The organism is Dyella sp. AtDHG13 (assembly GCF_003201105.1).
GTDB classification, from domain to species: Bacteria; Pseudomonadota; Gammaproteobacteria; order Xanthomonadales; family Rhodanobacteraceae; genus Dyella; species Dyella jiangningensis_B.
The window spans coordinates 127174-140734 of record NZ_QICJ01000003.1 but is presented as its reverse complement, the minus strand read 5'-3'; the positions used below and the strand labels follow the sequence as shown (position 1 = coordinate 140734).

Sequence of the window (13561 nt, the reverse complement as noted above, 5' to 3'; positions counted from 1 at the left end):
CACCAGCTTGTTCCGCCGCCCGCGCACCGCTAGGCTCGTTCCCGGGGACCAGGAGCGGTAGATGGAATTTATCGCTTGTCCGTCAGCGCCCGGCGTCACCGGAAGCCGACGGTATCGTTATCGCAACCGCACCGACGCATGCGCCGCAACCGCGCAGGAACGGTCGTGTCCGCGTGTCCCCGCACGCGCCTGCGCCTTGCAGGCATCCGCAGCCAGCAATGCCAGAGAGGAAGGGGACTCCACATGCCGAACGGCGAAAAGATATGGATAGCGCAGAACGAGCAAAAGAGCGGCCCCTTTCCCGAAGAAGATGTGCGCCAATGGATAGCTGAGAAGCGCTACGGCCCGGACACGCTGGCCTGGCACAAGGGTCTGCCCGCATGGGTACCGCTGTTCTCGCTGTTTCCGCAAAGCGACGCCGCGCCACCGCTCCCGCCGCCACCGGTGACGGGCCCGCCGGCCGTGTTCACGGCGGAGGATCGTCCGGGCTCAACCTACCACTACGACGAGCAGGCACGCGCACCCGCGCCTGCCGCTGCCGACGACGCACCGCACGACAGCTATGCTTCGTCCGGCCCAAGCCGGCGCGACCTGCCTGCGCCGCCGTCCCTGCACTGGGGCCTGGTGTTCCTTTTCAGCATTCTCACCCTGGGCATCTTCACCATCGTCTGGCCCTTCATCCAGGCGAACTGGGTGAAGAAGATCGACGGCGACAGCAAGGCCACCACCATGCTCGCGGTCGGCCTGGTCTGCATCCTGGCGGGCCAGGTGGTGTCGGCCGGCAACAAGGCGTCCGTTCTCGGCGGCCTGCTCGTGCTGGCCTACTACGTGCTCTGGTACGTCGCCTACTTTTCCATGGCCGGCTCCATCAAGCGCAGTCTCGCCGACTATCACCTTCCCGTCGAGATCGGCGGCGTCACCCTGTTCTTCTTCACCACGTTCTACCTGCAAGGCCAGCTGAGCTGGATCGCGCGCTGGAAGGACACAGGGTCAAGCAACCCGAAGCCGCCCAAGGGTGCGTTTTATTTCCTTCTGCTGGTTCCGGTGTTCGTGATTGCGATGTTGGCGGCAATCGCGATACCGGCGTATCAGAGTTATGTGCAGCGGGTGCATGCGATTCAGGCGCAGCGCGGGGAGTAAGTTCGCGCGTTGAAATGTTGTTGGTTGCTGGGCCGTCTTTGTGGCGGGCTTTTTTTGTGAGTTGTTTGAAGTTAGAGCTAGGAGACGTTTTGTTGCCTCTGATGGATTTGTCCAGTAAGGGTCGTTTCATACCCCCAAATCAAAAACAAAAGCCCGCCGTGAAGGCGGGCTTTTTTGCTCGGTGGACGTATGCGTGCAGGCCTCGGATTGTTCGCCCCATCCATGGGGCTCACCCCTTCGCGCTGCGCGCTGCGGGGCCAGCGCGTTGCGCTGTCCAAATTCGTTCCGGACGAATTTGTCGAACGGGTCCGATTCCCCGACCCTCCCAGCCAAAAACAAAAAGCCCGCCGTGAAGGCGGGCTTTTTGTTTTTGGCTGGGAGACTAGGATTCGAACCTAGATAAACGGAGTCAGAGTCCGTTGTCCTACCGTTAGACGATCTCCCAAAACCCTGCTGGGCGGTGCGCTCTGACTTGATGCACCGGCCAGTCGAAGCGGGATTAGCGCTTCGAGAACTGGGTAGCGCGGCGGGCCTTGTGGAGACCGACCTTCTTGCGCTCGACCTCGCGGGCATCGCGGGTCACGAAGCCTGCCTTGCGGAGCTGGGACTTCAGGGATTCATCGTACTCGATCAGGGCGCGGGCGATGCCGAGACGGATCGCGCCGGCCTGGCCGGTGATGCCGCCGCCAGCGACGGTGACGTTCACGTCGAACTTGTCGGTCGCTTCGATCAGCTCGAGCGGCTGACGAACGATCATGCGCGACGTCTCACGACCGAAGAACTGGTCGAGGGTCTTGCCGTTGACGGTGATCGCGCCGGTGCCCTTGCGCAGGAACACGCGAGCGGCGGAGGTCTTGCGGCGGCCGGTGCCGTAGTTCTGCTGGATCGCCATGATGATTCCTTAGATTTCCAGCGCCTGCGGCTGCTGAGCGGTATGCGGATGTTCGGCGCCGCCGTACACCTTGAGCTTGCGGTACATCGCGCGGCCGAGCGGGTTCTTCGGCAGCATGCCCTTGACGGCGATTTCGATGACGCGCTCCGGGTGCGTGGCCAGCATGTCCTTGAGACTGGTGGTCTTCAGGTTGCCGACGTAGCCGGTGAAGCGGTGGTACATCTTGTCGTCCAGCTTGGCACCGGTGACGGCCACCTTCTCGGCGTTGACCACGACGATGTAATCGCCGGTGTCGACGTGCGGGGTGAATTCCGGCTTGTGCTTGCCGCGCAGACGGCGAGCGATCTCGGTCGAGAGACGACCGAGCGTCTTGTCCGTGGCGTCGATCACGAACCAATCGCGCTTGACGCTTTCCGGCTTGGCGCTGAACGTTTTCATTTCAGAATACCTGGGCTGCCGCCCCAAGGGCGGTACACATAATCGGTGGAACAAAGGCGCGAGATGATAACGGAGTTTTCATCAATCGCGCAAGCCCACCGACCGGTGGGATGCGAGCTGGCAATGATAGCATGACCACCATGGCGCTTGAAAAGCCCCCCCATACTAGAAAACAGAAGATCGCCGCCCTCGCCGACCAGTGCGTGCAGTGCGGCCTGTGCCTGCCGACCTGCCCCACCTATGGGCTGGACGGCAATGAGGCGGAGTCGCCGCGGGGCCGCATCGCCATTGCCGCGGCGCTGGCCCGCGGGGAGGCGGAGCCCACCGCCGCCCTGCGCATTCACCTGGACCATTGCCTGGGCTGCCTCAACTGCCAGCGCGTGTGCCCCGCCAACGTCAAATACGACGAGCTGCTGGTGGAAACCCGCGCGTTGATCGGCCCCGCACCGGAGCGTCCGCGGCAGCTGCTGGCGATGCTGAAGCAGCCGACCTTGCTGCGTCTCGCCGCGCGGGTCGCCGGCGCCACCGGTCTGGCGCATTGGAAGAAGCGCCTTGCCGATCGCCTGCCGGCGAATTCGGCGTGGCGCGCCGCGCTGGCGACGTGGTCCGACGCCGAAACCACACTGCCTGTCTCATCCGCACCGGTTACGGAAACCGACCAGACCGTGGTGGCGATTTTCCCCGGTTGCGTCGCCAGCGTCGAAGACGAAGCGGCGGAGCGTGCCGCCGTGACGCTGTTGCAGACGGCGGGCTACCGGGTCCATCGCTTGCCGGCTTTCTGCTGCGGCGCGATGGATCTGCATGGCGGCGATATGGATGCCGCCGACCGCCTTGCCGAGCGCGTGCGCGAGAGCTGGACACAGGCCGGCGCGACGCGGCTCGTCACGGTGACGCCCGGCTGCCTGGGCACGCTGCGGCGCGCCCTGCCCGACGTCAGCGTGACCGATCCGGCGACCCTGCTCGCGGAACGTATGGATCGCCTGAGCTTTCGCCCGCTCGAGCGCCGCATCGCCCTGCACCTTCCCTGCACGCAGATCAATGTCGCGCGCAGTGAATCCGCCCTGCAGAAACTGCTGGGCAAGGTGCCCTCGCTCGATGTCGCCGTGGTGCCGCGCCCGCCGCACTGCTGCGGCGCGGCGGGCGCGCACATGCTGGAATTCCCCGAGCGCGCGGCGCGCCTGCGCGACGGCGTACTGGGGCAGATCGCCACCTTGGCGCCGCAGCAGCTGTTGTCGTCCAATATCGGATGCCGCCTGCACCTGGCCGCAGGCATGGATGCACACGGCACGCACTGGCCGCACATGCATCCGCTCACGCTGCTCGCGCAGCAACTGGAGAACCCGCCATGAATGCACGCACGCTTTCCCCGCTCGACCGCTTGCTGGCGGGCATCGAACGCGCGCTGGAAACCGTGTCCGGCGCGCCGGAAGCGGCCCGCCCCTCGCCGGCCGACGCCTTCGACGAGGCGGACATGGATGACGCCGAGCGCCGCCACGCCGCCGGCCTCATGCGCATCAACCACACGGGCGAAGTCTGCGCGCAGGCGCTTTACGACGGACAAGCCGCGCTGGCGCGCAACGAAGACACCCGCGAGCACCTGCTGCACGCTGCCGCCGAGGAAACCGACCACCTGGCCTGGTGCGCCGAGCGGCTGAAGGAACTGGACAGCCGCCCCAGCCTGTTCAATCCCCTGTGGTACGCCGGCAGTTATGCCATCGGCGCCTTGGCCGCGCTCGCCGGCGACCCGGTGAGCCTGGGTTTCGTGGTGGAAACGGAGCGCCAGGTGGAGGCGCATCTGGAAGAACACCTCGACAAGCTGCCGCCGCAGGACGAGCGCTCGCGCGCCGTGCTGTCGCAGATGCAGGCGGACGAGATCCGGCATGCGCACAACGCGCGCGAACGTGGCGGCATTGACTTGCCGTTTCCGATTCCCGGCGTGATGCATCTGACGTCGATGGTGATGAAGGCGGTGGCGTATCGGGTTTGAGGCCCAGAACACTGCCCGGTACTTCAGCGTCATTCCCGCAAAAGCGGGAGGTGTCCACAACAGCCGGAGGCAGCCAGCGCCGCGGGGTGTGATGAAAGACACTGGATTCCCGCTTTCGCGGGAATGACGGTGAGGGAAATATGCGGCGTCGCAAGTGCGAGCTCACCCCCTGCGCTTTCTGGGACAAAGAGACGACAGGGTAAAGAAAAACCCGCCTTTCGGCGGGTTTTTCGTTACATCAGGTTGCGGCCGTGGAAGAGCTCTTCGATCTCGCGGCGCAGCAGCGACTCGATGCGCTGGCGCTCCTTGAAGGAGAGATCGTCGGCGTGGGCCTCGAACAGATAGGTGTCCAGGTCGAAGTCCTTGATGTGCATCTTCGTGTGGAACATGTTTTCCTGATACACGTTCACGTCGAACATCTCGTACTTCTGGCGGATGTGCTTGGCCAGGTAGTCCTGCACGGAATTGATCTTGTGGTCGATGAAGTGCTTCTTGCCCTTCACGTCGCGCGTGAAGCCGCGCACGCGGTAGTCGGCGATGACGATGTCCGACTCGAAGCTGTCGATCAGGTAGTTCAGGGCCTTCAGCGGCGAGATCACGCCGCAGGTGGCCACGTCGATGTCCGCGCGGAAGGTCGCGATGCCGTTGTGCGGATGCGTTTCCGGGTAGGTATGGACGGTGATGTGGCTCTTGTCCAGGTGGGCCACCACGGCATCGGAGATGGTGTCGCGGCCCAGCTTCTCCACCACCGGCTCCTCGGAAATGAGGATCGTGACCGAGGCGCCTTGCGGATCGTAGTCCTGGCGTGCAATGTTCAGGATGTTGGCGCCGATGATTTCGGCCACATCCGTCAGGATCTGGGTGAGACGATCGGCGTCGTACTGTTCGTCGATGTATTCGATGTAACGCTGGCGCTGCTCTTCGGACACCGCATAGCAGATGTCATAGATGTTGAAGCTCAGTGCCTTGGTCAAATTGTTGAAGCCCTGCAGACGCAGGCGCGGAAGCGGTTTCACCACAGCGACTCTCCAGGCCGGGAAGGGGCCATTAGCAGAGGGCGGGTTAGCTACAAGGGTCCCCGCTGGATAATTGAACGTGAAAGCAGGAAGCTTCCACGACCCTTGTGACCGGAGCGCGACAAAGGGATCGCGTCCGAAAGACCGTGAAGTATGCGGCAAAAAAAAGGAAAACTGAACCTTCGGCAGGTCAGGCTAGTTTGCCATAATGCCCGGAGGGGGGATGGATTGGACCGTCGGGGGGCGCGAGCGGCCCCCGTTTGAATCTATGGGATCTAACGTGGCGCAACTCAAATACCAGCTTCAGCAAGCCTTTGAACGTTCCCAGGCGCCAGCCAGTTTCGCACCGGATCCGGCCTCGATGGAGCGCTTTCTGGCGCTTTGCCACCGCCGGCGTTACCCGGGCAAGACGGCGATCATCCGGCCGGGCGATCCCGCCAATACGCTCTATTACATCGTGGACGGCTCGCTGGCCGTCTGCACGGAAGACGAGCAGGGCCGCGAGCTGATCCTCGCCTACCTGAGCCGCGGGCAGTTCATCGGCGAGATGGGCCTGTTCGTGGAGCAGGCGCAGCGCGAATCCATGGTGCGCACCCGCACCGCCTGCGAGATGGCCGAGATCAGCTACGAGCGCCTGTTCCAGCTGATGGAAGGGCCGCTGCGCGAGGAGTGCCCGAAGATCCTGTTCGCCATCGGCTCCCAGCTGACCCACCGCCTGCTGCGCACCTCGCGCCAGGTCAGCCGCATGGCCTTCATGGACGTGACCAACCGCATCTCCAAGACCCTGCTGGACCTGTGCCAGGAGCCGGATGCGATGACTCACCCGGACGGCACCCAGATCCGCATTTCCCGCCAGGAAGTGAGCCGCATCGTGGGCTGCTCGCGCGAAATGGTCGGCCGCGTGCTCAAGCAGCTCGAGGAGCAGGGCATGATCGACGTGGCGGGCAAGACCATCGTGGTCCGCGGGACGCGCTGAGTCAGGCCAGTTTCCGAAAAAAACCCGGCTTCGGCCGGGTTCTTTTTTGCCTGAACAATTGTTCAGAGTCTTCAATCTCGCCCGCCGTCATTCCGGCGCAGGCCGGAATGACGGCGGGACAAGGTGCGCTCACGCGACCATCTGGACAGCTTTTCAAGCCAGCCCCTTATGCACTGGCGCTGCGCTTCCGCTCGGGCTGGTAGACCATATAGACGTCCGCCCGCTCGTAATGCGAGCCCGGACGCACCGAGGGTTGCAGCACGAAGCCGGCCTGCTCGTACATGCGCAACGCGGTCTTCAGGCGGCTGTTGGATTCCAGGAACAGTCGCTTGCCGCCGCGCCGCTCGAACTCGGCGATGGCCGCCGCCAGCAGGCAGCGGCCGGCGCCCATGCCCCGGAAGGTCTCGTCCACGCCCATCTTGGACAGCTCATAGACGCCGGGCGACTCCTGCAGCAGGGCGCAGGTGCCGATGACCTCGCCCGCCAGGCGCGCAAAGAAGATCGCGCCGCCCGGCGCCAGCACGTAGCGCTCCGGGTCGCCCAGCATGTCGCGGTCGATGTCCTCGATGCGGAAATGGCGTTCGAGCCATTGCGCGTTGAGCCGGTAAAAATGCTCCCTCAGGGCGGGCTCGTAGGGCACGACCTCCAGCGCCGCCGAGGTCAGCGTGGCGTGCTCGGCCAGCATGGCCTCGACCACCGGACGTTCGTTCAGTGCATTCTCGGTGGCGGCCAGCGCGCTGAGCAGCGCCTCCAGTCCCTCCTCCCCAAGGGATTTCACGATGCCGCGGCGCACCGCCACCCAGATCGGGCCCAGCGAGGAGAGGTCGGCGCGCCCCTTGTCGGTGAGCGCGAGCAGGCTGCGGCGGCCGTCCTGGGCGTCCTTCTTGCGGCAGACCAGCCCCGCGTCCACCAGCTTGTCGGCCAGCTGGCTGACCGCCGAATGGGTCTGGCCGATCGCCTGCGCCACGTCGCTCACCGTGGTTTCGCCGTTTTCCCAAAGGAAACTCAGCACCGGGAACCAGCGCGACTCCACGCCGGCCCCGCAGGTGCGATAGACCTCGTCCACGGCCGCGTAGAAGTGGTCGCTGAGCGACTTGAGCCGGCTGCCGAGTGCCAGCTGGGCAAGCGAAGGGAGGTACATCCGACGACCCTCTAACTTATTATGTAAGCACTAACGTAATTCGATCCCCGACCCGGGACAAGACCGGATACGGCCAAACGCCATGTCCCTGGCGTCCGCTGTCGCAGGACGAATACCCCCGCCCCGCGCGCGTGCACAGGGTGCACCCGGACGGGGTAAAAGCCGGTTAGAACCAGTCGACGCGCGTGATGGTGCGACCCAGCGCCTTTTCCAGCTTCTTGCAGAGCTTGGGCGTGCCGTTGACCAGCACCGCCTCTGCCGCAGGCTTGAGCATGGGGGCATCGGCCAGCGAGTCGCTATAGGCCACATGCCACTCGCGAACGCCGAAAGCCGCCAGCTGCGCGGGTTTGCGGCGCCCCACGTTGTGCAGCTTCACGCGCATGCCCAAGGGGCCCGGATACAGCTGGGACGCCAGCACCTCGATGCCGCCCAGCCCCAGCTGGGCCAGGATGTGGCTGACCAGCACCTGTTCGCAGCCAGTGACCACGATGACCCGGTCGCCCGCCGCCTGATGGCGGCGCAGCGCGTTCAGCCCATCGCGGCAGAACTGCCTGGGACGCCGCACCAGGCTCGCGCCGAAGGCTTCCGCCGTGCTCCGGTAACGGTGCTCGTTGAGGCCGATCAGGCCCACGTGTACCAGCGCCCGCTCGGCCAGCCGGCGCGAGAACGGCGACACCACCAGCATCCACGGCAGCGCACAGAGCGCGCCCAGCTTGCGCAGCCACGAGCGGCGATAGCGCTCGCGCATGAACAGGTAGAAGGCGTCGCCGTGGATCAGCACGCCATCGAAATCGAACAACACCGTGCGCGGCACGGCCACGGCCGTCTCCGCCGCTGCCGGCTCCAGACTGGTTTCCCCTGTGGTCATACGTCTACTTCGGGTGGGCGCTCAGGTCGAGGCGAACAGGCGCTGCAATTCCGCGCCCGGATCGTCGGCGCGCATGAAGGCCTCGCCGACCAGGAAAGCATGGATGCCGGCATCGCGCAGCGTGGCCACGTCGTCGGGCGTGTGGATGCCCGACTCGCTGACCAGGATGCGGTCATATTCCATCAGCTGCTGCAGCTCCAGCGAGGTTTCCAGCGAGGTGTGGAAGGTGCGCAGGTTGCGGTTGTTCACGCCGATCAGCGGCACCGGCAGGGCGAGCGCGCGCTCCAGTTCCTCGGCGTCATGCACTTCGCACAGCACGTCCAGGTCGAGGTCGGCGGCAAGCAGGGAAAGCTCCAGCAGTGCCGCATCGCTCAGCGCGGCGACGATCAGCAGGATGCAGTCGGCGCCGATCGCGCGGGCCTCGTACACCTGGTACGGGTCGATCACGAAATCCTTGCGCAACACCGGCAGCGAGCACGCCGCGCGCGCCTGCTGCAGGAAATCCTCGCTGCCGTGGAAGAAGTCCTTGTCGGTCAGCACGGACAGACAGGCCGCGCCGCCCTTTTCGTAGCTCCGTGCGATGGCGGCCGGGTCGAAGTCGGGACGGATCACGCCCTTGCTCGGGCTGGCGCGCTTCACCTCGGCGATCACCGCGGGCAGGCCGGCGTCGATCTTGGCCTCGATGGCGGCCGCGAAACCACGGGTTTCCGGCAGGTCCGCCACGCGCGCGCAGAGCTCGGCCAGCGGCAGCCTGGCGCTGCGCTCGGCCACTTCCTCGGTCTTGCGGGTCAGGATGCGCTGAAGAATGTCGGTCATGGCAAAAGCTTGATAGGTCAGTGCATGAAGAGAGCGTGAGCGTCAGCCCGCCCCGGCCAGCCGCCGTGTCGCGGCGACTAAGGCGTCCATTTTTGCACGCGCCGCACCGCTGGCAATGGTGGAACGCGCCAGCTCGATGCCCGCGCCGATGGAATCCACCACGTTGGCTGCGTACAGCGCGGCGCCCGCATTGAGGCACACGATGTCGTGCGGCACGCCGCGCCGCCCTTCCAGGGCTTCCAGCAACATGGCGCGCGATTCCTCGGCATTCTCCACGCGCAGGTTGCGGCTGGAGGCCATGGCCAGGCCGAAATCCTCCGGCTCCACTTCGTACTCGCGCACTTCGCCGTCGCGCAGCTCGCCCACCAGGGTGGCCGCGCCCAGCGAGATCTCGTCCATGCCGTCGCGGCCCCACACCACGAGAGCGTGCTTGGCGCCAAGCTGCTGCAATACGCGCACCTGAATGCCGACCAGATCGGGATGGAACACCCCCATCAGGATGTTGGGCGCGCCCGCGGGGTTGGTCAGCGGCCCGAGGATGTTGAACAGCGTGCGCACGCCCATTTCCTTGCGCACCGGCGCCACCACCTTCATGGCCGGATGATGGTTGGGCGCGAACATGAAGCCGATGCCGACCTCTTCCATGCACTGCGCCACCTGGGCCGGCGGCAGGTCGATCACCGCGCCCAGCGCCTCGAGCACGTCGGCGCTGCCGGACTTGGACGACACGCTGCGACCGCCATGCTTGGCGATGCGCGCGCCCGCCGCCGCGGCGACGAACATGGACGCGGTGGAGATGTTGAAGCTGGAGGCGCCATCGCCGCCGGTGCCCACGATGTCCACGAAATGCGCGTGCGGCGGCAGCTCCACCTTGGCGGACAGCTCGCGCATCACGCGCGCCGCGCCGGTGATCTCGCCCACGGTTTCCTTCTTCACGCGCAGGCCGGTGATGATCGCCGCGGTCATCAGCGGGCTCACCTCGCCGCGCATGATCTGCCGCATCAGCTCGATCATCTCGTCATGGAAGATCTCGCGATGCTCGATGGTGCGCTGTAGCGCCTCCTGCGGCGTGATGGTGACGCGGCGCCCCACGGTCCCGGCGCTGTTCATGCCGCAAGCTTCAACGGCAGGCCCAGGAAGTTGCGCAGCAGGTCATGGCCGTACTGCGTAAGGATGGATTCGGGATGGAACTGCACGCCCTCGACCGGCAGCGTCTTGTGGCGCAGGCCCATGATCTCGTCGATGCTGCCGTCCGGGTGCTCCGTCCAGGCGGTGACTTCCAGGCAATCGGGCAGCGAAGACTGCTCCACCACCAGCGAGTGGTAGCGCGTGGCCTCGAACGGATCGGGCAGCCCGGCGAACACGCCCTGCCCGCGATGGCGCACCGGCGAGGTCTTGCCGTGCATGATCTGCTTGGCGCGGATCACCTTGCCGCCGAACACCTGCCCGATGGCCTGATGGCCCAGGCACACGCCGAACACCGGAATCTCGCCCGCCAGCTCTCGCAGCACGTCCAGCGACACGCCCGCATCGTCCGGCGTACCGGGGCCCGGCGAAATCATGATGTGCGAAGGCCTCAGGGCCCGGATGCCCGCCACGTCCAGCGCATCGTTCCGCACCACCTTCACCGCCTGCCCCAACTCGCCCAGGTACTGCACGAGGTTGAAGGTGAAGCTGTCGTAGTTGTCGATCATCAGCAGCATGGGCTACCTAAGTATTTGATATTTCGTATCTTTCAGCAAGACCGAGAAACCTCGCATCCAGGTCGCCCAGACGTCCGAGCTCGTATCCGCGCGAACAAATCGGGGTAACCGCCGCGGATCTCGGCGGCAACGGAGCCGACGAACGGCGGTCAATTCTAACGGGCTACCTTGCCGCGCCGCAGCACATGCGTGCGATCGACCTTCCATCAGCGTTTGCCGAGGTGGCGTCCGGTCACGCGGCGTGCCGCACCCGGATGGGCTCCACCGATACGTTGACCCGATAACCAAGCTGCAAGAGCGCGCTCTCCACCTGCTCAAGCTTCGACTTGTGCGTCAGATCCAGCAGGCGATCTACCTGGGGCGCGTGCATGCCAAGCATGCGGCCGAGGTCCGCCTTGCGCACACCCTTGGCCTGCATGGCCTGGTAGAGCCCCACCTTGGCGACGTCGAGCGCCGGCAAGGCCACCCAATGTTCGCCACGCTTCTTGTCCGTGGCCACAGGAATCGGCTGGCGATCGTCCATGTAGGACTGCAACACCAGCGCGATGGCGTCGACGGACTCGCGCAACGCGTCTTCCACCGAATCGCCGACGCTATTGAACGCCGGCAGGTCGCGGCACGTCGCCACGAATGTGCCGCCCGCCTCGACCAGCTTGATCGCATATTGCATGTCATCGCTCCGCTGGATGCCTCGGCTCTTACAGCCCAAGGTCTTTGAGAATCTTCTTTCTCAGGGGCTCCGGGATTTCCTTGGAGCCGTGATGGGGAACCACGGAGGAGTTTCCGTTGAACGTCACGAACTGGTGACTTCCACGCTGACGCTTAAACACCACGCCTTGCGCCCTGAGCCACCGGATGAACTCGCTGTACTTCATCGCCTCCGGACACCTCGCCACCATAGCACTAACAGCTATGTTAGTCACAACATTTTTGTTAGCCATCGGACAGAGACCCACCGAGTGAGGCACCGTCATCACCAAACACGTGAACGCGGAAGTCATTCGCCCCCTTCGCGTCCTTGAGCACCTCGCGCCTCGCGTCGATAGCCGGAGGCCTCCGGCACGTCACTGCTGCCCTCCTCCAGCCACGCGCGGTACTCGGGCACCGTGCGCTTGAGGTGCTGCTCCAGCCAGATCAGTTCCTCCTGCGACCGGGTGACGCCCCACATCATCACGAAACGTGTAATCCGCCCGGCGATATCCGGGCTCGCCTCGTAGACTGCGTCGGAATCGTCCTGCACCTGTCCCCGCCTCGCGCCCTTCCTGTCGCCTATGCCCAGGATCAGCCAGTCCAGGGAGATGCCTCGCTCCCGCGCGATGGCCGCGCAGAGGGCAAACGGCGGACGGTTCCGCTGGCGCCAGTTGCTGGGCGCGCTAGGCGCCAGACGAAGCGCGGCGGCGAGCGCGCTATCGCTTCCCACTTCGTAGACCTGGCGCATCCGCAGGATGATGTCGTTCGCATTCATCCCGTCGCCTTCAGCGCGAGTCATGTAAGTCCTACACGGCTGCCGATCACTAAACACATTTGATGTATTACCTTTCTCTTTGTGTTTCACATCGCACCAAAGTGATAGAGAGACTCCCTTGCCACTGCCCGAAAGCCATCGCCTTGAAACGCCGCTGCAGACGGCGCTTGTGCATGCGCCGGCGAGCGGAAAAGCCGGGAGCGTCCCGGGACATGTCGATGCCGCGGGCTACCCCGCGGACACCGGAGGAGGGAGCCACGCGAACACCACGACCTGGCAGCACGGCGCAGCGCCCGCGAAAAGCTCCGCGAGAGAAGCGCCGTGACGCTCGCCCCATCACAGCGACCGCCATGACGCGACGACACCACGAACGCTGAAAGTCCGTGATGCGTTGAGTTTTGCTTTCGCTTGATACGCAACGCCGAGACTACGCCTTGGCGGCGATCGCTTGCAGCTGACTTTCGAATCGAACGCAGGTAGTCCGACACCTACAGAAAACATCGCGTAGCAATGTCGGTGCGCGGCCGCTTATCTCCAAACGGTAGGATGTTTGCCAGGTCAAGTGGCATATGCGCCGGTTCTTTGTACGACCTATCTGAAATCACCTCGGTGCAAGCCGGGGCAATACCGGACGCTGCCAAACGCTGACGCCCGCTGCCTGCGCACAGCCCGACGTATTCATGATCTCCGTCAACGCAATCGCGAAGCACGGATCATGAACGCATGGTGCCAACACTCAAGTTTCTCGAGGCGCTGTCGATGCTGCCGTCGGTGGCACGAATTCGGCGCCGGGCGAAGCGGGCATGGGGCGGGAGCGTGCCGATACAACTGGACTTTGCCCTGGTAGGCGCGCAGATCGCCGATCACATACTCCTGTTCTCGGACGACCAACGCGCTTACATACGCGGCGTGATCGAATACGCGCTGAAGGAAGGCCCGCACTATCTGCGGGTGCTCGTGCTGCGCCCCTTGCTGAGCACGCTCTTCGAGCACGCCAGGCGCATGGGAAATGAGCATGAGGCCGCTATTTTCCAGCACCTTTACGTGCCCGACCACACGGAAGACCACGGCCCTGCGTAAGTCCCGCGTGCGCGATGGCAATCACCCGCGAGCTCGCGC

Annotated in this window: 16 protein-coding genes and 1 tRNA gene; 5 read left to right on the top strand and 12 right to left on the bottom strand. The window is 64.8% G+C overall.

What is annotated here, in order from left to right; genetic code table 11:
- Positions 1 to 243: 243 nt before the first annotated feature.
- On the top strand, positions 244 to 1140 hold the full coding sequence (locus tag BDW41_RS06635; RefSeq protein WP_074546258.1) for a GYF domain-containing protein: 897 nt from the start codon (positions 244 to 246) through the stop codon (positions 1138 to 1140).
- Positions 1141 to 1511: 371 nt separating this feature from the next.
- On the opposite strand, the gene BDW41_RS06630 is transcribed toward BDW41_RS06635, so the two are convergent.
- From BDW41_RS06630 to rplM, 3 genes are all read right to left on the bottom strand, one after another.
- Positions 1512 to 1585, bottom strand: a tRNA-Gln gene (locus BDW41_RS06630).
- Positions 1586 to 1639: 54 nt separating this feature from the next.
- Entirely contained in the window at positions 1640 to 2032 is a 393-nt protein-coding gene (gene rpsI, locus BDW41_RS06625; protein WP_074546260.1) for a 30S ribosomal protein S9, read from the bottom strand.
- 9 nt (positions 2033 to 2041) lie between these two features.
- Entirely contained in the window at positions 2042 to 2470 is a 429-nt protein-coding gene (gene rplM, locus BDW41_RS06620; RefSeq protein ID WP_019463923.1) for a 50S ribosomal protein L13, read from the bottom strand.
- A gap of 131 nt (positions 2471 to 2601) precedes the next feature.
- Between rplM and BDW41_RS06615 the strand changes: the two genes are divergently transcribed.
- Positions 2602 to 3819: a (Fe-S)-binding protein gene (locus BDW41_RS06615; RefSeq protein ID WP_074546263.1), complete on the top strand. Its 1218-nt coding sequence runs from the start codon at positions 2602 to 2604 to the stop codon at positions 3817 to 3819.
- A complete protein-coding gene (gene coq7 / locus BDW41_RS06610; RefSeq protein WP_074546265.1) occupies positions 3816 to 4457 on the top strand; it encodes a 2-polyprenyl-3-methyl-6-methoxy-1,4-benzoquinone monooxygenase in 642 nt (213 codons plus the stop codon). Before BDW41_RS06615 ends, coq7 begins: the two co-directional genes overlap by 4 nt.
- Before the next feature lie 233 nt (positions 4458 to 4690).
- Here the strand turns inward: coq7 and speD are convergent, their stop codons facing one another.
- Entirely contained in the window at positions 4691 to 5476 is a 786-nt protein-coding gene (gene speD / locus BDW41_RS06605; RefSeq protein ID WP_019465856.1) for an adenosylmethionine decarboxylase, read from the bottom strand.
- Positions 5477 to 5753: 277 nt separating this feature from the next.
- Between speD and crp the strand changes: the two genes are divergently transcribed.
- Positions 5754 to 6449 (top strand): cAMP-activated global transcriptional regulator CRP, encoded by a 696-nt coding sequence (gene crp / locus BDW41_RS06600; RefSeq protein WP_074546267.1) that lies wholly within the window; start codon positions 5754 to 5756, stop codon positions 6447 to 6449.
- 166 nt (positions 6450 to 6615) lie between these two features.
- On the opposite strand, the gene BDW41_RS06595 is transcribed toward crp, so the two are convergent.
- The 8 genes from BDW41_RS06595 to BDW41_RS06560 all read right to left on the bottom strand — a co-directional run bounded on the left by BDW41_RS06595 (position 6616) and on the right by BDW41_RS06560 (position 12442).
- Positions 6616 to 7590: a helix-turn-helix domain-containing GNAT family N-acetyltransferase gene (locus BDW41_RS06595; protein WP_074546269.1), complete on the bottom strand. Its 975-nt coding sequence runs from the start codon at positions 7588 to 7590 to the stop codon at positions 6616 to 6618.
- Positions 7591 to 7756: 166 nt separating this feature from the next.
- Positions 7757 to 8458 carry an HAD family hydrolase gene (locus BDW41_RS06590; RefSeq protein ID WP_074546271.1) on the bottom strand — a complete coding sequence of 234 codons (702 nt, stop codon included), beginning with the start codon at positions 8456 to 8458 and terminating at the stop codon, positions 7757 to 7759.
- Between the two features lie 21 nt (positions 8459 to 8479).
- Positions 8480 to 9274 (bottom strand): indole-3-glycerol phosphate synthase TrpC, encoded by a 795-nt coding sequence (trpC, locus tag BDW41_RS06585; RefSeq protein WP_074546274.1) that lies wholly within the window; start codon positions 9272 to 9274, stop codon positions 8480 to 8482.
- A 42-nt stretch (positions 9275 to 9316) separates the two neighbouring features.
- Complete coding sequence (gene trpD / locus BDW41_RS06580) at positions 9317 to 10384, bottom strand: anthranilate phosphoribosyltransferase (RefSeq protein ID WP_074546276.1); 1068 nt, start codon at positions 10382 to 10384, stop codon at positions 9317 to 9319.
- Entirely contained in the window at positions 10381 to 10977 is a 597-nt protein-coding gene (locus BDW41_RS06575) for an aminodeoxychorismate/anthranilate synthase component II (RefSeq protein ID WP_074546278.1), read from the bottom strand. The genes trpD and BDW41_RS06575 overlap by 4 nt, the downstream gene beginning before the upstream one ends.
- Positions 10978 to 11209: 232 nt before the next feature.
- Positions 11210 to 11647 (bottom strand): type II toxin-antitoxin system HicB family antitoxin, encoded by a 438-nt coding sequence (locus BDW41_RS06570; protein ID WP_074546281.1) that lies wholly within the window; start codon positions 11645 to 11647, stop codon positions 11210 to 11212.
- Between the two features lie 28 nt (positions 11648 to 11675).
- The gene (locus tag BDW41_RS23665; protein ID WP_233496797.1) at positions 11676 to 11978 is read right to left on the bottom strand and encodes a type II toxin-antitoxin system HicA family toxin; all 303 of its coding nucleotides are present in this window, start codon (positions 11976 to 11978) and stop codon (positions 11676 to 11678) included.
- Complete coding sequence (locus BDW41_RS06560; RefSeq protein WP_074546284.1) at positions 11975 to 12442, bottom strand: helix-turn-helix domain-containing protein; 468 nt, start codon at positions 12440 to 12442, stop codon at positions 11975 to 11977. The genes BDW41_RS23665 and BDW41_RS06560 overlap by 4 nt, the downstream gene beginning before the upstream one ends.
- 723 nt (positions 12443 to 13165) lie before the next feature.
- Here BDW41_RS06560 and BDW41_RS06555 point away from each other — a divergent pair.
- Complete coding sequence (locus tag BDW41_RS06555) at positions 13166 to 13522, top strand: hypothetical protein (RefSeq protein ID WP_074546287.1); 357 nt, start codon at positions 13166 to 13168, stop codon at positions 13520 to 13522.
- Positions 13523 to 13561 lie beyond the last annotated feature (39 nt).